The organism is Pseudomonas sp. zfem001, from assembly GCF_032621725.1.
GTDB lineage: Bacteria > Pseudomonadota > Gammaproteobacteria > Pseudomonadales > Pseudomonadaceae > Aquipseudomonas > Aquipseudomonas sediminis.
This window is the reverse complement of sequence record NZ_JAVYJI010000004.1, coordinates 359,602-385,228: the sequence shown is the minus strand read 5'-3', so window position 1 is coordinate 385,228 and position 25,627 is coordinate 359,602. Positions and strand designations below refer to the sequence as shown.

The window sequence follows — 25,627 nt, the reverse complement described above, 5'->3', positions numbered from 1 at the left end:
TGGAGACGCATATGCCCAGCTTGCTCGCGCAACTCAAGCAGCACAGCGTGGTGGTCGCCGATACTGGCGACCTGGCCGCCATCGATCGTTTCCAGCCCGAGGACGCCACGACCAACCCCTCGATCATCCTCAAGGCGCTGCAAGCCGGGCAGTACCAGCAGCAGGTAGACCACGCGCTGCGCCAGGCAATGGCCAGCGGCATCTCGGTCCCGGCGATCATTGCCGATGCCTGCGACCGGCTGGTGGTGAGCATGGGTGTGGAAATTCTCGCGGCGATCAGCGGCAAGGTCTCCACCGAAGTGCCGGCGGCGCTGTCCTTCGACACCGCTGCCACGCTGGCGCGAGCACGCTCGCTGCATCAGCGCTATCTGCAACTGGGCATTCCCGGCGAGCGCGTGCTGGTGAAGATCGCCGCTACCTGGGAAGGCATTCAGGCGGCGCGGCAACTGGAGCGCGAAGGTATTCACTGCAACCTCACGCTGATCTTCAACCTGGCCCAGGCACGCGCCTGCGCCGAGGCCGGCATCTATCTGGTGTCGCCTTTCGTCGGGCGTATTCTCGACTGGCACAAACAACAAAACCCGAATGCCAGTTTCGACGCCGAGAACGATCCAGGCGTGTTGTCGGTGCGCCAGGTCTATCGCTTCTTCAAGCAGCATGACTACGCCACGGTGGTGATGGCAGCGAGCTTTCGCAACATCGGCGAAGTGCTCGCCCTGGCCGGTTGTGACCGCCTGACCATCAGCCCTGCCCTGCTCGCCGAACTGGAGCAAAGTAGCGGCGAGCTGCAACCGGCATTGGCGGATGACGGCCGCCGCACACTCGCGCCGACCTGCCTCGACGAAGCGCAATTTCGCTGGCAGATGAACGAAGACCCCATGGCCACGGAGAAACTGGCCGAAGGTATTCGCCAATTCCATGCCGATCAGCTCGCCCTGGAAGCGCTGCTGCTCGAGCGCATGCGGGAGCTCTGAGCATGTACCTCGGTATCGACTGCGGTACTCAGGGCACCAAGGTCCTGGTGCTGGATGCCGACAGCGGTCAGGTGCTCGGCGCCGGCAGCGCCAGCCATACGCTGCACAGCGGCGCCAATGGCCGCCGCGAGCAGCAGCCGCAGCAGTGGCTGGAGGCTTTCGAGCAGGCCACTCGACAGGCGCTGGCGGCCGCCGGCATCAGCGGCGAGCGGATTCTCGGTATCAGTGTTTCCGGCCAGCAGCACGGCCTGGTGCTGCTCGATGAACAGGGTGCGGTGCTGCGCCCGGCCAAGCTCTGGTGCGACACCGAATCGACCCCGGAGAACCAGCGCCTGCTCGATCACCTGGGTGGCGAGGACGGTTCGCTGCAACGCCTGGGCGTGGCCATCGCGCCCGGTTACACGGTGTCCAAACTGCTCTGGACGAAAGAGCAGCACCCGGACCTGTTCGCCCGCATCGCGCATATCCTGCTGCCGCACGACTACCTCAATTACTGGCTCACCGGCCGGGCCTGCAGCGAGTACGGCGACGCCTCCGGTACGGGCTATTTCGACGTGCGTACGCGCTGTTGGGACCGCGAGCTGCTGAACGTCATCGACTCCAGCGGGCGCCTTTGCAACGCGCTGCCAGAGCTGATCGAGCCGGATCAGCCAGTGGGCCGCCTCCGCCCGCAGATCGCCCGGCAACTGGGCCTGAACCCGGATGCCGTGGTAGCCAGCGGCGGCGGCGACAACATGATGGGCGCCATCGGCACCGGCAACATCCGCCCGGGTGCAATCACCATGAGCCTGGGCACCTCCGGCACCCTCTACGCCTACAGCGACCACGCGATGATCAGCCCGCACGCGCAGGTGGCGACCTTCTGCTCGTCATCCGGCGGCTGGCTACCGCTGATCTGCACCATGAACCTGACCAGCGCCACCGGGCTGATCCAGCAATTGCTGGAGCTGGACATCCAGACCTTCGGCGAGCTGGTCGAGCAATCGCCCATCGGCGCCGAAGGCCTGCTCATGCTGCCGTTCTTCAACGGCGAACGAGTGCCGGCATTGCCCAGTTCGCGCGCCAGCCTGCTGGGCATGGACAGCGACAACCTGACCCGCGCCAATCTGTGCCGGGCAGTGGTCGAAGGCACCAGCTTCGGTCTGCGCTACGGCCTCGACCTGCTGCGCGCCAGCGGCCTGCAGAGCCAGACCATCCGCCTGATCGGCGGCGCGGCGAAGAGCCCGGTATGGCGCCAGGTGATCGCCGACATCATGGGCACGCCACTGGTCTGCCCCCAGCACACCGAAGCCGCCGCACTGGGCGCCGCCATCCAGGCGGCCTGGTGCCTGACCCCCGGCGCAGATCGCCAGGCACAGCTGGTGGCGCTGTGCGAGCGTTGCGTGCATCTGGATGCCAGCACCCAGACGCAGCCAGACCCAGCACGCACGGCGCAGTACGAAATGGTCTATCAACGCTACCGCGAGCAGGTCAGCCTGCTGGCCGATAACAAACCGGCGTGATCACGCCTTGATTCATGAGGGAAAGGAACATGTACCTGGTCTGTGGCGAAGCGCTGTTCGACGTGTTCATCCAGAGTGACGGCGCACGTGGCAATGAGCTGGCCTTCAAGGCCATCGCCGGTGGCTCGCCGTTCAACGTGGCGCTGGGCTTGCGCCGAATGGGCGCCGACTCGGCGCTGTTCACCGGGATTTCCTCGGACAGCCTCGGCCAGCGCCTGCGCCAGGTGCTGCGCGACGAGGGCGTGAGCGATAGCTATCTGATCGCCAGCGATGCGCCGACCACCCTGGCGATGGTCGGCCTGGATGCTGCTGGCTCGCCGCACTATTCCTTCCGCGGCGAAGGCTGTGCAGACCGCCTGCTGCTCGCCGAGCACCTGCCGGAACTGGATGCACAGGTGCGCGGCCTGCATGTCGGGTCGTTCTCCCTGGTGGTAGAGCCGGTGGCCAACACCCTGCTGCAGCTGGTACAGCGCGAACATCAGCAACGCCTGATCAGCCTCGACCCCAACGTGCGCCTCGGCCCGGCGCCAGATATCGCCCACTGGCGCGAGCGCGTCGAGACCTTCGCCCGCTACGCGCATCTGATCAAGGTCAGCGAAGAGGATCTGCAACTGCTTTACCCAGAGCGCGACCCGCAGCAGGTCGCGGCAAGCTGGCTCAACGAACGCTGCCAACTGGTGTTTCTCACCCACGGCAGCAAAGGCGCCAGCGTCCACAACCGCCATGGGCACTGGTCGGCACCGGCGGTGGAGGTACACACCCGCGACACCGTCGGCGCTGGCGATACCTTCCAGGCCGCGCTGCTCAGTTATCTCGCCCGCCACGCACTGGACACTCCCGAAGCGCTGGCGACGCTGAGCCGCGAGCAGATCAACGACATGCTGTGCCTGGCCATCGAGGCTGCCGCGCTGACCTGCTCGCGAGTCGGCCCTGACCTGCCCTATCTGCACGAGCTGGACCGCCATCACCTGGCAGCGCGCTGAAGAGGATTGCCAATGCCTTACGCCCCCTCCTCCCAGGATGTCACCCGACTGCCCAGCTGGCAGGCACTGAACGAACATCGCCAGGCGCTGGACGGCTTCAACCTGCGTCAGGCGTTCGCTGACGACCCACAACGCTTCGAGCGCTTTTCTCTGGATGACTGCGGCCTGTTCCTCGATTACTCGAAGAACCTGATCGACGAACGCACGCGCAGCCTGCTGGTCGACCTGGCCAGGGACGCCGGCCTGACGCAGGCCATCGCGGCGCTGTTCGAGGGCGCGCAGGTCAATGCCTCGGAGCGCCGGCCGGCCTTGCATACGGCGTTGCGCCGGCCGTTGGGCGACCGCGTGCTGGTCGATGGCGAGGACGTGATGCCCCAGGTACACCGCGCCCTGTTACGCATGAGCGAGCTGGTCGGGCGCGTGCATCACGGCCTGTGGCGCGGCTATAGCGACAAGCCCATCACCGATGTGGTCAATATCGGTATCGGCGGCTCCTTTCTCGGCCCGCAACTGGTCTCCGAGGCGCTGCTGCCCTTCGCCCAGCGCGGCGTACGCTGCCACTATCTGGCCAATATCGACGGCAGCTCGTTTCAGGAGCTGGCCGCCAAGCTGAGCGCCGAGACCACCCTGTTCATCGTCTCGTCGAAAACCTTCAGCACCCTGGAAACCCTGAAGAACTCCCAGGCCGCACGCGGCTGGTACCTGGCCCAAGGTGGCTCGGAAGAGGAGCTGCATCGACACTTCATGGCGGTGTCGAGCAACGTCGAGGCTGCCAAAGCCTTCGGTATTCGCGAAGAAAACATCCTGCCGATGTGGGACTGGGTCGGCGGGCGCTACTCGCTGTGGTCGGCCATCGGGCTGCCGATCGCCATGTCCATCGGCATCTCCAATTTCAAGGAGCTGCTCACCGGCGCCTATCGCATGGACCTGCACTTCCAGCAGGCGCCGTTCGAACGCAACATGCCGGTGCTGCTGGCCCTGCTCGGCGTCTGGTACGGCAACTTCTGGGGCGCGCAGAGCCACGCCATCCTGCCGTATGACCATTATCTGCGAAACATCACCAAGCACCTGCAGCAGCTGGACATGGAGTCCAACGGCAAACGCGTGCGCCAGGACGGCAGCGCCCTGCAGATCGCCAGCGGTCCGGTGATCTGGGGCGGTGTCGGCTGCAACGGCCAGCACGCCTACCACCAGTTGCTGCACCAGGGCACGCAGCTGATCCCCGCGGACTTCATCGTTCCGGTGAGCAGCTACAACCCGGTGGCCGACCATCACCAGTGGCTGTTCGCCAACTGCCTGTCGCAAAGCCAGGCGTTGATGCTTGGCAAGAGCCACGCGGAGGCCGAAGCCGAGCTGCGCGCCCAGGGCCTGAGTGAAGACGAGGTACAGCGCCTGGCGCCGCACAAGGTGGTACCAGGCAACCGCCCCAGCAATACCCTGGTGCTGGAGCGGGTCAGCCCTGGTCGCCTGGGCGCACTGATCGCCCTCTACGAGCACAAGGTCTTCGTGCAGAGCGTGATCTGGGGCATCAACGCCTTCGACCAGTGGGGCGTGGAGCTGGGCAAGGAATTGGGCAAGGGCGTCTACTCGCGCATGGTCGGCAGCGACCCCAGCGGCGCCGAAGACGTGTCCACCCAAGGTCTGATCGACTTCTTCCGCAGTCACCATCGCGGCTAACCCACAGCAGCGGCTGGCCCAGCCGCTGGCGCCGTGCATCAATTGCAAAGATCTGCCAGTTGTCGCTCGGCTTGCCGAAGGCGACACTTGCGTGTGACTCGCACCCCGCTGCCGCTGTCGTTTTAGCAGCGTATTTTCGATAACGAAGAGGTTCAGGGCATGCCTTACAAACACCAGGTGATTCCGCTTCAGACCCACGAGGGCAACGAGACCGCCGATCAGGCGCTGCACAGCATCGTCGATGGCTTCAAGCGCTTTCGCAACGAGGTCTTCCCGCAGCAGGAAGAGCTGTTCAAGAAGCTCGCCACCGCCCAGAACCCCCGCGCCATGTTCATCACCTGCGCCGACTCGCGCGTGGTGCCGGAACTGATCACGCAAAGCTCGCCCGGCGACCTGTTCGTCAACCGCAACGTCGGTAACGTGGTGCCGGCCTATGGGCAGATGATGGGCGGCGTTTCCACCGCCATCGAATACGCGGTGATGGCCCTGGGCGTGCAGCACATCGTCGTTTGCGGCCACTCCGACTGCGGCGCGATGAAGGCCGTGCTCAACCCGGCATCGCTGGAAACCATGCCCACGGTAAAAGCCTGGTTGCGCCATGCCGAAGTCGCCCGCAGCGTGGTGGCAGAGAACTGCAACTGCAGCGACGACAAGGAAACCCTGGCAGTGCTCACCGAAGAAAACGTGGTGGCGCAGCTCAACCACCTGTGCACCCACCCTTCGGTAGCAGCCAAGCTGGCGCGCGGCCAGCTGTTCATCCATGGCTGGGTGTACGACATCGAAACCAGCCAGATCAAGGCCTACGATGCCGAGCTGGGCAGCTTCCTGCCGCTCGACGGCGACAAGATCCCGATGGCCACACCGCGCTCGCGCTTCCCGCAGGACTGAAACGCGCCGGCCGGAGTCAAGGCTCCGGCCGGCTGAAGGGAAAAGGCCATGCCCCGCGCAAGCGGTGCTGATCGCCTGCGCTGTACTTGCGCACCTGGGGCATGACCAGAGAACTGCAGTAAAAAAAGGAGCCTTGCGGCTCCCGGGTCTCAAACCCTGTGGCGCCTCATGCGAAGCGCCTGCGAATAAAAAAGGAGCCCGGGTTACGCCCCGTCAAACTTGCCCATCCAACAGGCCGGGCTCCATAGAGGTTAACCTTCGATTTCCACCAGTACTTCGCCCGGATTGACGCGGTCGCCCTTGGCCACGTGAACGGCCTTGACGGTGCCGGCAATCGGCGCCTGTACTTCGGTTTCCATCTTCATTGCTTCGGTGATCAGCACCGCCTGACCCGCCTTGACCGTGTCACCTTCCTTGACCAGTACATCGACGATGTTGCCTGGCATGGTGGTGGAGACGTCGCCCGGTGCAGCGGCCTGTTTACGCTTGCCACCGCTGCCTGCGACGAAATCGTTGAGCGGCTCGAACACCACTTCTTCCGGCATGCCGTCGATGGACAGGTAGAAGTGACGCTTGCCGTCGCCCTTGACGCCAACACCAGTGATGTCCACACGGTAGCTTTCGCCATGCACGTCGACCACGAACTCGGTTGGCACGCCCTCACCGCCCACCGGCGCGGCCTTGCCCTGACCATTCGGCATGGGCAGCAGCTCTTCCGGTTTGAGGGTGCCGGCCGCGCGCTCTTCGAGGAACTTGCGCCCGATATCGGGGAACATGGCGAAGGTCAGCACGTCCTCTTCGGACTTGGCCAGGCTGCCGATCTCTTCACGCAGGCGCGCCAGCTCGGGTTTGAGCAGGTCGGCCGGGCGCACGTCGATCACTTCTTCGCTGCCGATGGCCTGCTTGCGCAGTTGCTCATCGACCTTGCCCGGCGCCTTGCCGTAGCGACCCTGCAGGTACAGCTTCACTTCGTTGGTGATGGTCTTGTAGCGCTCGCCGGCCAGCACGTTGAAGAACGCCTGGGTGCCGACGATCTGCGAAGTCGGCGTCACCAGCGGCGGGAAGCCGAGGTCGGCACGCACGCGCGGAATCTCTTCCAGCACTTCGTTCATGCGGTTCAGCGCGCCCTGCTCCTTGAGCTGGTTGGCCAGGTTGGAAATCATCCCGCCCGGCACCTGGTTGACCTGCACGCGGGTATCCACGCCGGTGAACTCGCTCTCGAACTGGTGGTATTTCTTGCGCACGGCATGGAAGTACATGCCGATTTCCTGGATCAGCTCCAGATCCAGGCCGGTGTCGAACTCGCTGCCCTTGAGCGCGGCGACCATCGACTCGGTGCCCGGATGGCTGGTGCCCCAGGCCAGGCTGGAGATGGCGGTGTCGATATGGTCGGCACCGGCTTCGATGGCCTTGAGCTGGCACATCGAACCGAGACCGGCGGTGTCGTGGCTGTGGATGAACACCGGCAGATCGACTTCGCTCTTCAGCGCCTTGACCAGTTCGAAGGTGGCGTACGGCGTGAGCAGGCCGGCCATGTCCTTGATGGCGATGGAGTCGATGCCCATCGCCTGCATGGCCTTGGCCTGGGCGACGAAGGCCTCGTTGGTGTGCACCGGGCTGGTGGTGTAGGCGATAGTGCCCTGGGCATGCTTGCCGGCAGCCTTGACCGCCTCGATGGCCACGCGCAGGTTACGCACGTCGTTCATCGCATCGAAGATGCGGAACACGTCGATGCCGTTGACCGCCGCCTTGGCCACGAACGCCTTGACCACGTCATCGCTGTAATGGCGGTAGCCGAGCAGGTTCTGCCCGCGCAGGAGCATCTGCAGGCGGGTATTGGGCAACGCCGCCTTGAGCTGGCGCAGACGCTCCCACGGGTCTTCCTTGAGAAAGCGCACGCACGAGTCGAAGGTGGCGCCACCCCAGACTTCCAGCGACCAGTAGCCGACGCGGTCGAGCTTGTCGCAGATCGGCAGCATGTCTTCGGTGCGCATGCGCGTGGCCAGCAGCGACTGGTGGGCATCGCGCAGGACGGTATCGGTAACGGTGATCTTCTTGCTCATGATGTCCCCTACAGGCCCGCGTGGGCAGCGATGGCGGTGGCGATGGCGATGGCCAAGTGCGACGGGTTGCGCTTGATCGAGTACTGGGTCAGTTCCGGGTGGCTTTCGACGAAGCTGGTATTGAACTGGCCGCTACGGAATTCCGGGTTACGCAAAATTTCCTGGTAATAGGGCGCGGTGGTGCGCACGCCCTGCACGCGCATGTCGTCCAGTGCGCGCAGGCCACGATCCATCGCCTCTTCCCAGGTCAGCGCCCAGACGATCAGCTTCAGGCACATCGAGTCGTAATAGGGCGGAATGGTGTAGCCGGTGTAGATCGCCGTGTCAGTGCGCACGCCGGGGCCGCCGGGCGCGTAGTAACGGGTGATCTTGCCGAACGAGGGCAGGAAGTTATTCTTCGGATCCTCGGCGTTGATGCGGAACTGCAGGGCATAACCACGGTGGATGATGTCTTCCTGCTTGACTGACAGCGGCAGGCCGCTGGCGATGCGAATCTGTTCGCGAACGATGTCGATGCCGGTGATTTCCTCGGTGATGGTGTGTTCCACCTGCACCCGGGTATTCATCTCCATGAAGTACACCTCGCCTTCGGCGAGCAGGAACTCCACGGTGCCGGCATTCTCGTATCCCACGGCCTGCGCGGCGCGCACCGCCAGGTCACCGATATAGGCGCGCTGCTCGGGAGTGAGCTGCGGACTGGGGGCGATTTCGATCAGCTTCTGGTTACGGCGCTGGATCGAGCAATCGCGCTCGTACAGGTGCACGGTGTTGCCGAAACTGTCGGCGAGGATCTGCGCCTCGATGTGCTTCGGATTGACGATGCATTTTTCCAGGAAGACTTCGGCGCTGCCAAAGGCCTTGGTCGCCTCGGAAATCACCCGCGGGTAGGCCTGTTCCAGCTCCTCGCGGCTGTTGCAGCGGCGGATACCACGACCGCCACCACCGGAGGTGGCCTTGAGCATCACCGGGTAGCCAATGCGCTCGGCTTCTCGCAGGGCTTCGGCCAGATCGGCGACGTTGCCTTCGGTGCCGGGGGTGCAGGGCACGCCAGCGGCCATCATGCTGCGGCGGGCTTCGGTCTTGTCGCCCATGCGGCGGATGACTTCCGCGCTCGGGCCTATGAATTTGATCCCGCGTTCGGCGCAGATCTCTGCAAGTTCGGCGTTTTCAGAAAGAAAACCGTAACCAGGATGCAGCGCATCGCAGCCAGTTTCCACGGCCAGGTTGACCAGCTTGCGCGGGTTCAGATAGCCAGCCAGCGGGTCTTCGCCAATGCTGTGCGCTTCGTCGGCACGCTTGACGTGCAATGCATGACGGTCCGCATCGGAGTAGATCGCCACTGAGCGGATACCCATCTCGGCGCAAGCTCGCACGATGCGGACGGCAATCTCACCACGGTTGGCGATCAGTATTTTTCTTATCACGATCCAATCCTCAGCGCAGAGCTGCAAGGGCCGCTGCAACAGTTGGTTGCAAGAGTGGTGAAACCCTATCCGGCTGTACGAATTAACAAAAATGAATAATTATTTGATCGTGCATAAGTAATTACTTATGAATTGATCGAACGAGGGCGAAAACGTGCGTAAAACCCTGCTGCGCATGACGCTACGCCAGCTTCAGGTGTTCCGGGCGGTGTGCGAACACGGCTCCTACAGCCGCGCGGCCGAGGACATGTCACTGACTCAACCGGCCGTGAGCCTGCAGATTCGTCAGCTGGAGGAGCTGGTCGGCCAGCCCTTGTTCGATTATGTCGGCAAGAAGCTTTACCTGACCGAAGCAGCCGAGGCACTCAAACGGGCCAGCAGCGATATCTTCGGCCGCCTGGAAAGCCTGGATATGCAGCTGTCAGACCTGCAAGGCTCACTGCAGGGGCAGCTCAATTTGTGCATCGAATCCAGCGCCAAGTACTTCATTCCCCACCTGTTCGCCGAATTTCGCCGCCAATATCCGGATGTCATACTCAACCTCACGGTGGTCAACCACGCCCTGGTGGTGCGCCGCCTGACCCAGAGCCGCGATGACCTGATGATCATGAGCCAGGTGCCGCAGGACATGGCGCTGGACTTCATGCCCTTCCTCAACAACCCGATCATCGCCGTGGCGCCGCCCGATCACCCGCTGTGCGAGGCGGACAGCCTGCAGTTGCAGGACCTCACCACCTACCCACTGCTGATCCGCGAAAGCGGCTCGGGCACCCGGCGCGCCTGCGAGGAGTACTGTCACCAGAAACGCGCACACTTCCCGCATACGCTGGAAATCGGCTCGCTGGAGTCGCAGCGCGAAGCGGTGCTGGCCGGGCTCGGCATCGCCCTGCTACCGCGTGATGCCGTACGCCTGGAGTTGCAGCATGGCCTGCTGCGCGAGCTGCCGGTGGCCGAGTTGCCCTTGCAGCGCAGCTGGTGCGTGGTGAATATCCGCGGTCGCCGTCTGTCCCCGGTGGCGCAGGCCTTCGTCGACTTCATCCGCACCGAGCGCGCGCGCATCGTCAAACTGGCCGAACGCTTTCAGGCCAGCAGCGCAGGATCGGGCAAGAATCTCGCAGGATCGGCCTAACCCTTCTTAACTGGCATACGGGACATTGGCAGCCTGGGATCGCTCCACCAAAACCTGCCTGGGAGAAACCTATGCTGTCGGGAATCAGCGCCCTGCTCGGCGCCATCAGCGCGCTCGAACGCGACAACGGCCAGGCCGTGCTCGCCACCGTGGTCAAGGTCGAAGGCTCGGCCTACCGCCGCCCCGGCGCGCGCATGCTGATCCCGCTCTACGGCGGCACCGTGGGCACCATCAGCGGCGGCTGCCTGGAGTCCGAGGTAGCGAAGAAGGCCTGGTGGCTGACAGATAGTGGCGACGCCGTGATCCGCCGCTACAGCACGGCCACCCAGGACGACGATGATGATCAGGACGCCGCACTGACCTTCGGCCTCGGCTGCAACGGCACCGTGCACGTATTGCTCGAACGCCACAGCGCGGAAAAGCCGCTGGCGGTGCTCGAGTTGCTGCGCCAGGTGCGCGAAAGCGGCAATGCCGGGGCGGTCGCCACGGTGATCGGCAGCTACCGCAACGCCCGTGTACGTGTGGGCGAGCGTCTGTATCTGCATCCATCACTAGGCGACGGCAGCCGCCTGCTCGACCCCGCACTCGACGCAGAGGTGCGCGCCGACCTGGAGCAGACCCTGAGCCAGGGCCGCTCCTCGCTGCGCAGCTACCGTGATGAGCGTGGCGAGATCGAGGTGTTCTGCGAATACCTGGCACCGCAGCGACGCTTGGTGATCTTCGGTGCAGGGCATGATGCGCAGCCGCTGACGCACATGGCCAAGCTGCTGGACTGGCACGTCACCGTGGTCGATGGCCGCGCCCATTTCGCCCGCGCCGAGCGCTTCCCCGACGCCGACACCGTGCTGCAGATCGATGCCCGCCCACCTTACGAGCTGCACACACTCACCGACGGCGCCATGGTGGCGATCATGAGCCACAGTTACAGTCAGGATCGCCATTGGCTGGGCAGTGTGCTGCAGGGCGAGCCGGCCTATATCGGCCAACTGGGGCCACGTGACCGCACCGAACGCCTGCTGGACGAGATTCGCCAACACAGCGCGCAGTTACCAGCACTGGATCGCCTGCACTACCCCATCGGCCTGGATATCGGCGGCGATACGCCGGAGAGCGTGGCCACGGCAATACTCGCCGAGATGACGGCAGCCATTAACCAGCGCACAGGCGGCATGCTCAAGCATCGCCAGGCGGCGATCCATACGCCAACGCCGCTGGACTGCAGCGATATCGAGCCAGCGACCATACTGACCGCCTCCTGAGCAAAGCCCCGGATTGCATCCGGGCCACGGCCTGACACAGATTCGTAGGGTGGGCTGAAGCCCACCCTACACAATGCATGGATGCAGGATGCCAGAGCCGAAAGGACCTCCCATACAAAGCGCCTTCTCTAACTCCATCCGATCTACCGCCCGGCGCGCCCCTTGTGGGAGGGGCTTTAGCCGCGACCGGCTGAAACAAAAACGCCCGGGCAACTGCCCGGGCGTTTGTTTACCGCGTCTTCGGTCAGGCCTTGATCTGCGCCGGGAATGGCAGCTTGCGCAGACGCACGCCGGTCGCTGCGAACAGCGCGTTGGCCAGAGCTGGCGCCAGCGGCGGCACACCGGGCTCACCGACACCGGTGGGATTCGCCGCCGACGGCACGATATGCACCTCGACCTTGGGCATATCGTTCATGCGCAGCACCTGGAAGTCGTGGAAGTTCGATTGCTCGACCCGGCCTTCCTTCAAGGTGATCGCGCTGTGCCGGGCAGCCGCCAGGGCGAAGCCGATGCCGCCTTCCATCTGCGCCTTGATCACATCCGGGTTGATCGCGATGCCGCAGTCAACCGCGCACACCACGCGATCCAGACGGTAGCTGCCATCGGCCTTCACCGTGACCTCGGCGACCTGCGCCACGAATGAGCCGAACGATTCATGCACGGCAATGCCACGCCCGCGCTTCTCGCCCTCGGCACCCGCCGCCAGCGGTTTGTCCCAGCCGGCCTGCTTGGCGGCCAGCTCCAGCGCACCGCGATGACGCGGATGGCTGTCCAGCAACGCATGGCGGAAGCTGTAAGGGTCCTGCCCAGCCGCGACAGCGGCCTCATCGATCATGGTTTCAGCGACGTAACCGGTGTGGGTATGCCCCACCGAGCGCCACCACAGCACCGGCACCTTGATATTGGTCGGCGTGCTCAGCTCCACCTGCAGGTTGGGCACGGCATAGGAGAGGTTGGAAACACCTTCGACGGAAGTGTGGTCGATACCCTCCTTGACCAGGAACGGCTCCATCGAGGTGCCGGCAATGATCGACTGACCGACGATACGGTTGTGCCACGCCTGCAGCTTGCCGGCCTCATCCAGGCCTATGCGCACGCGGTGCAGGTACAGCGGTCGGAAATAACCGCCACGGGTATCGTCCTCACGCGTCCAGACCATTTTTACCGGCGCGTCCACGCCCTTGTCACGCGCGGCCTTGGTGATCGCCACCGCCTCCAGCAGGTAATCCGACACCGAACCGGCGCGACGACCGAAACTGCCGCCGGCATACAGCTGGGTCAGCGAAACCTGCTCGGGCGTGAGGCCCAGGTAGCTACTGATGATGGCCTGGTCGACGGTCTGGAACTGCTCGCCGTTCCAGATTTCGCAGCGGTCGCCGGACAGCTTGACCAGGCAGTTCATCGGCTCCATCGCCGCGTGCGCCAGATAAGGAAACTCGTAGTCGGCCTCGACGGTTTTCGCCGCCTGGGCCAGCACCGCATCGGTATCGCCCTTGCTCGTGGCCGGCCGACCTGGCTTGCCCGCATCGTCGCGGTATTGCGCGAGAATTTCCTCGCTACCAAGGGTGAAGGCCTGGCTCTCATCCCAGTCGATTACCAACGCATCGCGCCCCTGGCGCGCCGCCCAGGTGTTCTTCGCCAACACGGCGACGCCCGAACGACCATGGGGCAGATCGCGAAACTCCACCACTTCGACCACATCACGCACGGCCTTGGCCTTGCTGCTGTCGACCGAGCGCGGCACGCCGCCGAAACGCGGCGGATAGGCGACCATGGCCACCAGCATGCCGGGCAGCTTGAAGTCCTGAGTGAAGATGGCGCTGCCATCGGTCTTGCCCGGGCTGTCCTTGCGGCGCAGCTCGCGTTTGCCGATCAGCTTGAAGTCCTTGGGGTCTTTGAGCTGCACCTGCTCCGGCACCGGTAACGAGGCTGCCGCCTCGACCAGTTCGCCGAAGCCGGCACTGCGACCTGAACCGGCGTGACTGACCACGCCCTTTTCGACGCTGATTTCACTTACCGGCACGCTCCAACGCTGCGCGGCAGCCGCCACCAGCATGGCCTTGGCGGTGGCACCGGCGTTGCGCATCTGCTCCCAGGAGTTGGCCATGGCGGTACTGCCGCCGGTGCCCTGCATCGGGCCGAACGCGAGGTTGTTGTAGCGTTTCACATCGGCCGGCGCGCCTTCGACGCGCACCTTGTCCCAGTCGGCATCCAGTTCTTCGGCGAGCAATGTGGCCAGGCCGGTGTAGCTGCCCTGGCCCATCTCCAGGTGTTTGGCCAGTACAGTCACCGTGCCATCGAGGTCGATACGCACGAAGGCGTTCGGCTCCAGCGGGCCGCCTGCGGCCAGCGCGTCCATACCGCGCAGCAGCGGCGCGAAGAAGATGCCCAGCGCCAGGCCACCGGAGCCCTTGAGCAGAGTGCGGCGGCTAACATTGAGGATGCCGCGAGTGGCGCTATCGGGGGTTTCGATCTTGCCCATGTCTATGCGCCTCCTCAGGCCAGTTTGTCGGCAGCTTCGTGAATCGCGGCGCGAATCCGCACGTAGGTCGCACAGCGGCAAATATTGCCGCTCATGGCCGCATCGATATCGGCATCGCTCGGCGCCTTGTTGCTACTCAGCAAGGCCGTCGCCGCCATGATCTGCCCGGACTGGCAGTAACCGCACTGCACCACGTCGAGTTGCCGCCAAGCCTGCTGGACCACCTTGCCCACGGCATCTTCGCCGACCGCTTCGATGGTGTTGATGCGCTTGCCGACCACTGCCGATACCGGGGTAACGCAGGAGCGGGTCGGCTGGCCTTCGACGTTAACCGTGCAGGCGCCGCACAGCGCCATGCCACAGCCGTACTTGGTGCCGGTGAGATTGGCGACGTCGCGCAATGCCCAGAGCAGCGGCATATCGTCGGCCACGTCCAGCTCGTGGTCCTGGCCATTGAGATTCAGGATAATCATGGTCTGCCCACCTTGTTCTGATGGTGTCTGATGGTTCCGGCATGGCTTGCCGGTGGTCACGGTCAACCCCGCACACAGGGGGCCAGACCATCACTGTAGTGGGCACAAAAGCGCCTGTCGCCGCCAACCGCAGCGATCGGCAGAACCGGGCAATAAGTTCGTAGAATCGGGCAAGCTCGCTGCCCTGCTCGCAGGCAGGACAGCGAGAGCGGATCAGGCCGCGCGGCGCGACGCGCGCTCGGCCTGCTGCGAGTAGCCGGCGGACACCAGCTCGGGGAAGTCGGCAAGTTCGCGTTGCAGCTGACACTGCTCGGCATAGTGCTCGATGGCCCGGCGATAGGCCATGCGGCGCTGGTCTTGCAGTTTGCGCCGGGTCTTGGCGTCGGGTTGGTCGTGCAGGTGCGCGTCATCGAAGATACGAGGCATCTCGGTTCTCCCGGAACGAGGACTGGAGCACCCAGCTTCGCTTGGGGAGATGACGCTTTGACGGCAGCGCTATGAAGCCTCGGTGACGGCGGATATCGCAATGGTTTCAGACTTTGCCTCCGACTCATCGCGATTGAGCAGGCGCACCATGTCGACCGGTAGCAGCAGCGTATCGAGTGCAACATCCACAGGTAGAGAAACCAGAACAATCGGACAAGCCAGAAAATACCAGCACCACAGATCGCCTGTCAGCTCTAGTGCGGTGTTGGTCGCTGGATACAGATCAGAAGGCCTATCCGGCCCCAGCCTGGAAACCACGGTACTGCATCCCATAACGAGCGCGATGAGCGCAATCAGCACTCCTTGTCTCACCATGTCTTTCATCCTTGAAAGCATTCGCTAATCGCTCTATTCAGTCCTCGCTGTTACGCAGCGACTTCGGTGACAGCCGCAAGCTGCGCAGGCTGCGCTTGACGCTCTTAAGGTGGTTGACCAGGCTCGGCCCGCGCGCCATGGCCACGCCCATGGCCAGCACGTCGATCACCACCAGGTGGGCGATGCGCGAGGTCAACGGGGTGTAGATCTCGGTGTCTTCCTGCACATCGATGGCCAGGTTGACGGTCGACAGCTCCGCCAGCGGCGTCTGGCTAGGGCACAGGGTGATCAGGCTGGCACCGGATTCACGTACCAGGTTGGCACTGATCAACAAGTCCTTGGAACGACCGGACTGGGAGATGCACACCGCCACGTCGCCCGGCTGCAGGGTCACTGCGCTCATCGCCTGCATGTGCGGGTCGGAATAGGCCGCGGCATTGAGCAGTAGGCGGAAGAACTTGTGCTGGGCATCGGCGGCCACCGCGCCGGATGCACCGAAGCCGTAGAACTCCACGCGCTGCGCGTTGGAGCAGGCGGCGATGGCGCGCTGCAGTGCCTCGGGGTCGAGCTTTTCGCGCACTTCCATCAGTGTATGCAGGGTAGTGTCGAAGATCTTCAGGCTGAAGTCGGCGACCGAGTCATCCTCGTGAATCGCGAACTGACCGAAGCTGGCCCCGGCAGCCAGACTCTGCGCCAGCTTCAGCTTGAGGTCTTGGAAGCCACTGCAACCGATGGCGCGGCAGAAGCGCACGATGGTCGGCTCGCTGATGCCGACGCTGTGCGCCAGTTCGGCCATGGAGCTGTGCATCACCGATGCAGGATCGAGCAAGACGTGATCGGCCACCTTGAGCTCGGACTTGCGCAGCAGGTGGCGCGACTGGGCGATGTGTTGCAACAGATTCACTGAGATAGGCTCTATGCAGAAAAGGGTCTACCGCGGCACTCGCTGGGTCATAGCTCGGTTATGATCGGCTGGCGGCGGTTGTAGTGACCTTGTAGTTATACTACATAGCTCGCGCTCGCGCACAGCCAAGCCACTGCCAATTCGCTGAACGAACTCTCCGGCATGCCCGCATGCCGAAGAACACAGGCATACCTGAGGACGTTTTCGCGCCCCTCTCATGCGAACGCAGGCCGCGTGCAACGGCCTGCCACAACGAGTCGGAGTCTTCCCTTGAGCATCCCCTGCGACATGCTGGTCTTCGGTGGTACGGGCGACCTGGCCCTGCACAAATTGCTGCCGGCGCTCTATCACTTGCACCGCGAAGGACGTCTGCACGCCGATGTGCGCATCCTCGCCCTGGCCCGCAGCAATCATAGCCGCGAGGCCTACCAAGCTCTGGCCGAGCGTCACTGCCGCGCCCAGGTGGCGCGCGCCGATTTCGCCAACGAAACCTGGGCCAGCTTCGCCGCGCGCCTCGACTACTTCGCCATGGATGCGGCGCAAAGCGCCGATTTCGGCCGCCTGGCCAAACGCCTGGGGCGTGATGACGAGCGTGTACGGGTCTATTACCTGGCTACCGCCCCGAGCCTGTTCGAAGCCATCGCCGCGCACCTGGCCAACGCCGGTCTGGCCGGCCCCGCAGCGCGCATAGTGCTGGAAAAGCCCATCGGCCACTCGCTGGAGTCAGCCCGTGCGATCAACGCCGCCATCGGCGCCGTATTTGACGAAGCGCGGGTGTTTCGCATCGATCACTACCTAGGCAAGGAAACCGTGCAGAACCTGATGGCGCTGCGCTTCGCCAACGCCCTGTTCGAGCCGGTGTGGCGCGCTGGGCACATCGATCACGTACAGATCAGCGTGTGCGAAACCCTCGGCGTGGAGAACCGCGGCGGCTACTACGACAAAGCCGGCGCCATGCGCGACATGATCCAGAATCACCTGCTGCAACTGCTCTGCCTGGTGGCCATGGAAGCCCCGGTGCGCTTCGACGCCGACGCGGTGCGCAACGAAAAGGTGAAGATCCTCGAGGCGCTGAAACCCATCTCCGGGCTCGACGTGCAGGATAAGACCGTGCGCGGCCAGTACACCGCCGGCAAAATCGGCGGCCACGACGTCCCCGCCTATTACTTCGAGAAGAACGTCGACAACGACAGTGATACCGAGACCTTCGCCGCCGTGCAGGTGGAGATCGACAACTGGCGCTGGGCCGGCGTGCCCTTCTACCTGCGCACCGGTAAACGCCTGGCGAAGAAGGCGTCGGAGATTCTGATTCAGTTCAAGCCCGTGCCGCATCGCCTGTTCAACGATGGCGAAGCCAACCAGTTGCTGATCCGCCTGCAGCCGGAAGAGCGCATCAGCCTGCAACTGATGGCCAAGAACCCCGGCAAGGGCATGCACCTGAAACCGGTGGAGCTGGACCTCAACCTGGCCAATGCCTTCAGCCAGCAACGTCGTTGGGATGCTTACGAGCGCCTACTGCTCGACGTGATCGAAGGCGACTCGACGCTGTTCATGCGCCGCGATGAAGTGGAAGCCGCCTGGCAATGGGTCGACCCGATCCTGCAGGGCTGGCACCAGCACTACCAGAGCCCGCGCCCCTATCCGGCCGGCAGCGACGGCCCGGAGCAACTGCAACACCTTCTGGAGCGTCACGGCCGGCACTGGGCGGAGTGATCCGCCCCGATTACTCAGGCGGGCTTGCGGCGCACATGCATCAGCACGACCACCAGCACGAGCATCCCCAACACCCCCGCTCCGACGAACAAGCCCTCATACCCCAACGCCTTGGCCAGCACCCCGCTGCTGGCCCCAACGAAGCCGGATAGCAGCAACTGCGCCGAGGCCTGCAAGGTGAAGTCGGCGCCTTCGTGTTCGGGGCGACACATGCGCATCATGGCGGCGAACAGGGCGACAGTGGACATGCCGTCGGCCACCTGTTCGAACAGGGTCACGGCGTAGACCAGGCCGACATTGGAGCCATGGCTGACCAACAAGGCCAGGGCAGCGATGCCGATGGCTTGCAGGGCGCCGAACAGAATCAAGGCACGCAGCACGCCGATGCGCGCGTAGAGCAAGCCACCCAGCAAGGCGCCGCCGATGCCGGCCAGGCTGCTGATCAGGGTCAGTTGGCCAAGCGCGCCCGTGCTCCAGCCTTGATCCACCAGCATCGGTTTGATCATCGGTGAGCCGAGCGAGTCGCCCAATTTGAAAGTCAGTACCACCGCCAGCCACAGCAGCATGCCGGGTTGCGCCAGCAGGCCACGGTAGTGGTCGAACAGCAGACGTGGGCCGAAGGCGCGTTCCGCCTGGGCAGGCTGGAAAGGCAGAACACCGCGCTCTGGGAACAGCCAGATGGGTAGGGTCATCAGCAGGATAAGACCAGCCAGCAGACCGAGCGCCATGTTCCAGCCCAGCGGGTCGATCACCAGCAGCAGGCCGCTGCCGCTGACGATCATGCCAACCTTGTAGCCGCCCACCTGCAGGCTATTGCCCAGGCCACGCCAGCGTTCAGGCAGCAAGCGTACGGTGAGCCCGTCAGTAGCGATGTCCTGGGTCGAGGCCAGCAAGTTGATCAGCAGCAGCAAACCAAGCAACAACCACGGGCCGGAGCCGAACAGTGTCTGCGGTGCCAGCAGCGCCAGTGCCGCGACACAGACGATGACGCCGCTCTGAAGCGGCAGAATCCAGCCGCGGTGATGGCCCAGTCGGGGTGAGGCCAGGCGATCGATCCAGGGTGCCCACAACACCTTGAGCAGCCAGGGCAGCGCCAGCAGTTTGAGCAAGCCGATCAGCGCCAGGTCGACGCCATGCTGGCGCAGCAGCACCGGTAGCGAGTGGGCGATCAGCCCGGATGGCAAACCCTGCGCGCAATAGAGCGAGGCCAGCAGCACCAGCGTGGCGTTGGACGGGCGAGGTGCGGTGGGCGACATGACGGGCGCTCGCGGCAAAAGCGCAAGCCTAGTGGTTTGCGCATGCGGGCGGCAACGAGGCGGTGGTTACAGTTCGTAGCTCGGCGAGTCGCGGCTGGAGCCCCTGCCACAAAAGCCTGGCCGGCCCGTGGTCTGGATGCAATCCGGGGCGCTTCAATCGCGAATGAATTCGCTCCTACACAGGGCCTGCCGCTGGACTCTCCAATGCGTGTCCTACAGGCTATTCAGGCACTCGCTCAGGCCGCCAGCCAGATTCTCCAGCAGTTGCTCGTAACCGCTGGCGTCGACCGGCAAGGCGCCGCCCAAGGCATCCAGTTCCGCCAGTTTCACCGGCAAGCCTGCGGTCAGGGTTTCAGCCAAACGCGGACGTAGCGGCGGTTCGCTGAACACGCAGCTCGGCCCCGTCTGCTGCAGGCGCTCGCGCATGGCAGCGACATGCCGCGCACCCGGCTGTACCTCGGTCAGCACGCTGAATACACCGGCGTGCTTGAGGCCGTAGGCAGCCTCGAAATAGTCGAAGGCCTCGTGGAAAACGAAGTACGGCTTGCCTTGCAAGGCGGCCAGTTGCGGACGGATACGGCCGTCGAGCGCGTCCAGGCGCGCTTCGAAGGCTTTCAGGTTGGCGGCGTAACGCGCTGCGTTGGCCGCGTCGAGCTTGGCCAGGTCTGCCGCCATGCGGGCGGCGATGACCTTGGCGTTACTGGCCGCCAACCATAGGTGCGCATCCAGGCTGCCCGGGCGGTGGTCGTGATCGTGGCCCAGGTCGTCGCCACCATGTGCGTGCTCGTGATCATGATCGTCGTGATCGTGTTCCTCATGACTCTCGCCGAAATGACGCAGGGTCATACCGGGCAGGTCCTGCACGGCCACCTGGGGCTTGTCACGGCTACCCAGTACGCGCGGCAGGAAGGCCTCCATGTCCGGTCCGATCCAGTACAGCAGGTCAGCATCACGCACTCGCCGTACGTCGGACGGGCGCAACGCATAGTGGTGCGGCGAAGCACCGGGCGGCAGCAACACCTCGGGTTCGCCAACGCCGTCCTGCACCGCTGCGGCGATCAGTTGCAGCGGTTTGATACTGGTCAGCACTCGCACTTCGGCTTGGGCGCTGGCGACGAAAAACAGGGTAAAGAGACAGAAAAGGCGCAACACGGGGCATACTCGAATGGAATTGAACAGGTAATATAATAACGTCTCTCACTAGCGCCGTCCTTGCCCATGACCGACACGCCCCTGGCTTCACGCCCTCATGACCATTCTCGCTGCGTCAGCCATGCCCTGGCCGAGGCCGAAACCATCTGCGCGCGCCAGGGCCTGCGCCTGACTGTCCTGCGCAAGCGCGTGCTGGAGCTGGTGTGGGCCAGCCACAAGCCGCTCGGCGCCTATGACATCCTCGGCGTATTGAGCGATGAAGACGGTCGCCGCGCGGCGCCGCCCACGGTTTACCGCGCACTGGATTTCCTGTTGGAAAACGGCCTGGTGCACCGCATCGCATCACTTAACGCCTTCGTCGGTTGCAGCCACCCTGAGCACGCGCATCAGGGCCAGTTCCTGATCTGCCGTAGCTGCCACGCGGCTACCGAGCTGGAGCAACCGGCCATCAGCCAGGCCATCGTCGACGGGGCGGCCGGCGTCGGCTTCGTCGTCGAAAGCCAGACCGTGGAAGTGGTCGGCCTCTGCGCAGGCTGCAAGGGCGCGGCATGAGCGATGCGCTGATCCGCCTCGACGGCGTCGCTGTCAGCTTCAACGGCCAGCCGGTTCTGGACGATGTGCAGCTCAGCGTACAGCCCGGCGAGATCGTCACCCTGATCGGCCCCAACGGCGCCGGCAAGACCACCCTGGTACGCGTGGTGCTCGGCCTGCTCCAACCCGACAGCGGCAACGTGCGCCGAGCGCCGCGCCTGCGCATCGGCTACATGCCGCAAAAACTCCACGTCGACGCGACCCTGCCGCTCTCGGTGCTGCGTTTCCTGCGCCTGGTGCCTGGGGTGGATCGCAAGCGCGCCCTGGCAGCACTGGCCGAGGTCGGTGCCGAGCAGGTGATCGACAGCCCGCTGCAGAGCATTTCCGGTGGCGAGATGCAGCGCGTACTGCTGGCCCGCGCCCTGCTGCGCGAGCCGCAACTGCTGGTGCTCGACGAGCCGGTACAAGGCGTCGACGTCGCCGGCCAGGCCGAGTTGTATCGGCTGATCTCGCGGCTGCGCGAACGCCATGGCTGCGGCGTACTGATGGTCTCGCACGACCTGCACCTGGTGATGAGCGCCACCGATCAGGTGGTCTGCCTCAACCGCCATGTGTGCTGTTCCGGTCACCCTGAGCAGGTCAGCGGTGACCCAGCCTTCATCGAACTGTTCGGCCAGGACGCCAAGAGCCTGGCCGTCTACCACCACCATCATGACCACGCTCACGACCTGCATGGCGGCGTGGTTCAGCCCGGCCTGACCATCCACGGCCCGGCTCACGTTCACGGCCCTGGTTGCAAACACTGATGCCCGATTTCCTTCTCAACGCCCTGCTCGCCGGCCTTACCCTGGCCCTGGTGGCCGGACCGCTCGGCTCCTTCGTGGTGTGGCGGCGCATGGCCTACTTCGGCGACACCCTGTCCCATGCGGCCCTGCTCGGCGTGGCGCTGGGCCTGATGCTCGACGTCAGCCCAACCCTGACCGTGACCGTCGGCTGCGTGCTGCTCGCCGTGCTGCTGGTGACCCTGCAGCAACGCCAGCCGCTGGCCTCCGACACCCTGCTGGGTATCCTCGCCCACAGCACCCTGTCGCTGGGCCTGGTGGCGCTGAGTTTCATGCATGACGTGCGCATCGACCTTATGAGCTACCTGTTCGGTGACCTGCTCGCCGTCAGCCCCACCGATCTGGCCTGGATCATCGGCGGCAGCGCACTGGTGCTGGCGCTACTGGCCTGGTTGTGGCGACCGCTGCTGGCGATCACCGTGCACGAAGAACTGGCACGGGTCGAAGGCCTGCCGGTAGCAGCGATTCGCCTGGCGCTGATGCTGCTGATTGCTGTGGTGATCGCCGTGGCGATGAAGATCGTCGGCGTGCTGCTGATCACTTCCCTGCTGATCATCCCCGCCGCCGCCGCCCAGCGCCACGCGCGCACGCCGGAGCAGATGGCCGTCGGCGCCAGCTTGCTCGGCCTGCTGGCGGTGTGCTGCGGTCTGGCTCTGTCCTGGTATCAGGACACACCAGCCGGGCCATCCATCGTGGTCAGCGCTGCTGCGTTATTCCTGGCCAGCTTTGCGCTGCCCAAGCGCAACAGCTGATGGCGCGCTCTGCGTAGCCGATCAAGATGAAATCAGCGGTACGAACCTGTATGATTGCGCGTTTTTTGCACAATTCGAGACGCGTAGTTATGAAGTCGTTCGCTTTTCGTGGTCTTCCGCTTTTTCTGGTTCTACTTCTGGCCGGTTGCCAGAGCAGCCAGCAGCACAGCCTCCCGCCGGTCGATGATCTGGTCATCGCCTTCCGCCAGCTCGACCTGAGCCTCGCAGAAGAGCGTCTCGACGATGCGCGTAGCCAGCTCAACACCCTGCAGCAGCGCGCCAGCCGCGACACGCGCCTGGAGCAGTACCAGCGCCAGTTGGCCGAGGCCTATATGGAACAGGGCCGCGAAGCACTGCAGCAGGGCGATCTGGATCGCGCCGCGCAGGCCTTGGGCCAGGCCCGCAGCCTGATGCCACAGGCGCCGGCTCTGAGTCACGACCTCAACCAGGCCATCGACAGCGCACGAACGGCCCGCCAGACGGCCGCCGAGCAGCAGGCGCGCGATGCCGCCGCCAAGCTCGATGCCGAGCGTCAGCAACAACTGCGTCAGCAGCGCCTGGCCAGTGAACGCCAGGCCGCGACCAAGGCAGCAACCACTCCGGCAGCTGCGAGCCAGCCGGCACCCGTGGCCGAGCGTACGCCCAAGGCACGCCTGATCGATCCGAGCGCCGCCACCAGCGTCGTGGCCTTGCCTATGCTGGACAGCCAGGACAACGAAAACCTGCGCCGACTGCTCGACGGCGTAGCCGCCGATGTCGTGACCTTTCGCTGCGCAGTGCGCATCGAAGTGCGCGAGGCCAAGGATTACCCCTGGGTCGCGGCGCTGCTCTCGGCGCGGATCAAGAAGCTCGACCCAAGCTTCCGTCCGCAGTTGAGCCAGAAGATCGCGCCACAACAGGTACCGCGCCTGCTGTTGAGCCCACAACGCAACTGAGGAAGGGCGCGCGCACTACCGCTGATCGGTAATGCAATTTTGTAATAACCATAGGCCTACAAAGATTTTCTCGGCCTAAACACTGCCGGGTAAACTAGCGCCCTTTTGCGCCCGACCCGGCGCCCGATGGCCGGCCCCTTCCACCTTGAGGCCCGCCCTTGAACACACCCAAAAGGTCGTTCGCGTGATCCAGTTTCAATCCGTCCACAAGGCCTACCGCGTCGCAGGCCGCGAGATTCCGGCACTGCAGCCCACCACGCTGCAGGTCGGCAGCGGCCAGGTGTTCGGCATCATCGGCCATTCCGGCGCCGGCAAGAGCACCCTGCTGCGCCTGATCAACCGCCTGGAGGAACCCTCCGGCGGGCGCATCGAGATCGACGGCGTCGATGTCACCGCCCTCGATGCCAATGGCCTGCGTCGCTTCCGCCAGCAGGTCGGGATGATCTTCCAGCACTTCAACCTGCTGTCGTCGAAGACCGTCGCCGACAACATCGCCATGCCGCTGCGTCTGGCCGGCGAGCTGAGCCGCGCCGAAATCGACGCCCGCGTCGCCGAACTGCTGGCCCGCGTCGGCCTGCAAGATCACGCCAACAAATACCCCGCGCAGCTCTCCGGTGGGCAGAAGCAGCGCGTCGGCATTGCCCGTGCGCTGAGCACGCGACCGAAGATCCTGCTGTGCGATGAGGCCACCAGCGCCCTCGACCCGCAGACCACCACCGCCGTGCTGCACCTGCTGGCCGAGATCAACCGCGAACTGGGCCTGACCATCGTGCTGATCACCCACGAGATGGACGTGATCCGCCGCGTCTGCGACCGCGTGGCGGTGATGGACGCTGGTGTCATCGTCGAGGAAGGCCCGGTGGCCGAGGTGTTCCTGCACCCGCAGCACCCGACTACTAAGCGTTTCGTGCAGGAGTCCGAGCATGTCGACGAAGCCGAACAGCGCGATGACTTCGCTCATGTCGAAGGCCGCATCCTGCGCCTGACCTTCCAGGGCGACGCCACCTACGCCCCGCTGCTGGGCACCGTGGCACGTGAGACCGGGGTGGACTACAGCATCCTCGCCGGGCGTATCGACCGCATCAAGGACACCCCCTACGGCCAGCTCACCCTGGCCCTGACCGGTGGCGACATCGACGCCGCGCTGGCGCGCTTCGAAGCCGCCGACGTGCATCTGGAGGTACTGCGCTGATGCTCGAACAACTGCTGCCCAACGTGTTCTGGCCGGAAATCTGGCAGGCCAGTCTCGACACCCTGAATATGCTGCTCGGCTCGATGCTGTTCACCGTGCTGCTCGGCCTGCCGCTCGGCGTGCTGCTGTTCCTCACCGGCCCGCGTCAGCTGTTCGAGCAGAAGGCCCTGTATGGCGCGCTGTCGCTGGTGGTGAACATCCTGCGCTCGGTGCCCTTCGTCATCCTGCTAATCCTGATGATTCCCTTCACCGAGCTGCTGGTCGGCACCTCGCTGGGCGTCGCCGGCGCCATCCCGCCATTGGTGGTAGGCGCCACGCCGTTCTTCGCACGCCTGGTGGAAACCGCCCTGCGTGAAGTCGAGCGCGGCATCATCGAAGCAACCCAGGCGATGGGCGCCACCACCTGGCAGATCATCACCCGCGCGTTGCTGCCCGAGGCGTTGCCCGGCCTGCTCGCGGCCACCACCGTCACCGCGATTACCCTGGTGTCCTACACCGCCATGAGCGGCCTGATCGGCGGCGGCGGCCTCGGCGACCTGGCCGTGCGCTACGGCTACCAGCGCTACCAGCCGGACGTGATGGCCGTGACCGTGATCCTGCTGCTGATTCTGGTGCAGGTGCTGCAGATGGTCGGGGATCGCCTGGTCATACATTTTTCTCGTAAGTAATCACGACAAGCGGCGACTTGCTACCCG

Annotated in this window: 23 protein-coding genes; 14 read left to right on the top strand and 9 right to left on the bottom strand. The window is 64.5% G+C overall.

The window, feature by feature from the left end:
* The first annotated feature begins 11 nt into the window (after positions 1–11).
* The 5 genes from tal (at position 12) to RTH74_RS16075 (ending at position 6,024) form a co-directional block, all read left to right on the top strand.
* Complete coding sequence (gene tal, locus RTH74_RS16095) at positions 12–974, top strand: transaldolase (protein ID WP_316915328.1); 963 nt, start codon at positions 12–14, stop codon at positions 972–974.
* Between the two features lie 2 nt (positions 975–976).
* Positions 977–2,476, top strand: a complete 1,500-nt coding sequence (gene xylB, locus RTH74_RS16090; protein ID WP_316915327.1) for a xylulokinase — start codon at positions 977–979, stop codon at positions 2,474–2,476.
* 29 nt (positions 2,477–2,505) lie between these two features.
* The gene (locus RTH74_RS16085; protein ID WP_316915326.1) at positions 2,506–3,459 is read left to right on the top strand and encodes a carbohydrate kinase; all 954 of its coding nucleotides are present in this window, start codon (positions 2,506–2,508) and stop codon (positions 3,457–3,459) included.
* Positions 3,460–3,471: 12 nt separating this feature from the next.
* Entirely contained in the window at positions 3,472–5,136 is a 1,665-nt protein-coding gene (gene pgi / locus RTH74_RS16080) for a glucose-6-phosphate isomerase (RefSeq protein ID WP_316915325.1), read from the top strand.
* Positions 5,137–5,295: 159 nt separating this feature from the next.
* Entirely contained in the window at positions 5,296–6,024 is a 729-nt protein-coding gene (locus RTH74_RS16075; RefSeq protein ID WP_099526789.1) for a carbonic anhydrase, read from the top strand.
* A 251-nt stretch (positions 6,025–6,275) separates the two neighbouring features.
* On the opposite strand, the gene oadA is transcribed toward RTH74_RS16075, so the two are convergent.
* A complete protein-coding gene (gene oadA / locus RTH74_RS16070) occupies positions 6,276–8,087 on the bottom strand; it encodes a sodium-extruding oxaloacetate decarboxylase subunit alpha (protein ID WP_115290400.1) in 1,812 nt (603 codons plus the stop codon).
* A gap of 8 nt (positions 8,088–8,095) precedes the next feature.
* Complete coding sequence (locus tag RTH74_RS16065) at positions 8,096–9,511, bottom strand: acetyl-CoA carboxylase biotin carboxylase subunit (RefSeq protein ID WP_106734162.1); 1,416 nt, start codon at positions 9,509–9,511, stop codon at positions 8,096–8,098.
* Positions 9,512–9,665: 154 nt separating this feature from the next.
* Between RTH74_RS16065 and RTH74_RS16060 the strand changes: the two genes are divergently transcribed.
* On the top strand, positions 9,666–10,640 hold the full coding sequence (locus RTH74_RS16060; protein ID WP_316915324.1) for a LysR family transcriptional regulator: 975 nt from the start codon (positions 9,666–9,668) through the stop codon (positions 10,638–10,640).
* 71 nt (positions 10,641–10,711) lie between these two features.
* Entirely contained in the window at positions 10,712–11,899 is a 1,188-nt protein-coding gene (locus RTH74_RS16055) for an XdhC family protein (protein WP_316915323.1), read from the top strand.
* Between the two features lie 244 nt (positions 11,900–12,143).
* Here RTH74_RS16055 and RTH74_RS16050 read toward each other — a convergent pair whose 3' ends face one another.
* The 5 genes from RTH74_RS16050 to hexR form a co-directional block, all read right to left on the bottom strand.
* Positions 12,144–14,381, bottom strand: a complete 2,238-nt coding sequence (locus tag RTH74_RS16050) for a xanthine dehydrogenase family protein molybdopterin-binding subunit (RefSeq protein ID WP_316915322.1) — start codon at positions 14,379–14,381, stop codon at positions 12,144–12,146.
* Between the two features lie 14 nt (positions 14,382–14,395).
* A complete protein-coding gene (locus RTH74_RS16045) occupies positions 14,396–14,854 on the bottom strand; it encodes a 2Fe-2S iron-sulfur cluster-binding protein (protein WP_316915321.1) in 459 nt (152 codons plus the stop codon).
* 213 nt (positions 14,855–15,067) lie between these two features.
* Positions 15,068–15,280 carry a PA3496 family putative envelope integrity protein gene (locus tag RTH74_RS16040; protein WP_099526796.1) on the bottom strand — a complete coding sequence of 71 codons (213 nt, stop codon included), beginning with the start codon at positions 15,278–15,280 and terminating at the stop codon, positions 15,068–15,070.
* A 69-nt stretch (positions 15,281–15,349) separates the two neighbouring features.
* Complete coding sequence (locus RTH74_RS16035) at positions 15,350–15,655, bottom strand: YceK/YidQ family lipoprotein (protein WP_099526797.1); 306 nt, start codon at positions 15,653–15,655, stop codon at positions 15,350–15,352.
* Positions 15,656–15,692: 37 nt separating this feature from the next.
* Entirely contained in the window at positions 15,693–16,559 is an 867-nt protein-coding gene (gene hexR / locus RTH74_RS16030; protein WP_017363449.1) for a transcriptional regulator HexR, read from the bottom strand.
* Between the two features lie 288 nt (positions 16,560–16,847).
* Here hexR and zwf point away from each other — a divergent pair, with 288 nt between their 5' ends.
* Positions 16,848–18,272: a glucose-6-phosphate dehydrogenase gene (gene zwf, locus RTH74_RS16025; protein ID WP_221899489.1), complete on the top strand. Its 1,425-nt coding sequence runs from the start codon at positions 16,848–16,850 to the stop codon at positions 18,270–18,272.
* A gap of 14 nt (positions 18,273–18,286) precedes the next feature.
* On the opposite strand, the gene RTH74_RS16020 is transcribed toward zwf, so the two are convergent.
* Together RTH74_RS16020 and znuA are read right to left on the bottom strand one after the other, a co-directional pair.
* The gene (locus RTH74_RS16020) at positions 18,287–19,528 is read right to left on the bottom strand and encodes an MFS transporter (RefSeq protein ID WP_316915320.1); all 1,242 of its coding nucleotides are present in this window, start codon (positions 19,526–19,528) and stop codon (positions 18,287–18,289) included.
* Positions 19,529–19,741: 213 nt separating this feature from the next.
* Positions 19,742–20,680, bottom strand: a complete 939-nt coding sequence (znuA, locus tag RTH74_RS16015; RefSeq protein WP_316915319.1) for a zinc ABC transporter substrate-binding protein ZnuA — start codon at positions 20,678–20,680, stop codon at positions 19,742–19,744.
* A gap of 66 nt (positions 20,681–20,746) precedes the next feature.
* Between znuA and zur the strand changes: the two genes are divergently transcribed.
* The 6 genes from zur (at position 20,747) to RTH74_RS15985 (ending at position 25,600) form a co-directional block, all read left to right on the top strand.
* A complete protein-coding gene (zur, locus tag RTH74_RS16010; RefSeq protein ID WP_316915318.1) occupies positions 20,747–21,232 on the top strand; it encodes a zinc uptake transcriptional repressor Zur in 486 nt (161 codons plus the stop codon).
* Positions 21,229–22,017, top strand: a complete 789-nt coding sequence (znuC, locus tag RTH74_RS16005; protein WP_099525159.1) for a zinc ABC transporter ATP-binding protein ZnuC — start codon at positions 21,229–21,231, stop codon at positions 22,015–22,017. The genes zur and znuC overlap by 4 nt, the downstream gene beginning before the upstream one ends.
* Positions 22,017–22,805, top strand: coding sequence for a zinc ABC transporter permease subunit ZnuB (gene znuB, locus RTH74_RS16000; protein WP_192984436.1), 789 nt, complete (start codon positions 22,017–22,019; stop codon positions 22,803–22,805). The genes znuC and znuB overlap by 1 nt, the downstream gene beginning before the upstream one ends.
* A gap of 89 nt (positions 22,806–22,894) precedes the next feature.
* Complete coding sequence (locus RTH74_RS15995; protein ID WP_099525157.1) at positions 22,895–23,740, top strand: PA5502 family lipoprotein; 846 nt, start codon at positions 22,895–22,897, stop codon at positions 23,738–23,740.
* 184 nt (positions 23,741–23,924) lie between these two features.
* A complete protein-coding gene (locus RTH74_RS15990; protein ID WP_316915317.1) occupies positions 23,925–24,932 on the top strand; it encodes a methionine ABC transporter ATP-binding protein in 1,008 nt (335 codons plus the stop codon).
* The gene (locus RTH74_RS15985; RefSeq protein WP_003464751.1) at positions 24,932–25,600 is read left to right on the top strand and encodes a methionine ABC transporter permease; all 669 of its coding nucleotides are present in this window, start codon (positions 24,932–24,934) and stop codon (positions 25,598–25,600) included. Before RTH74_RS15990 ends, RTH74_RS15985 begins: the two co-directional genes overlap by 1 nt.
* Positions 25,601–25,627: the final 27 nt, after the last annotated feature.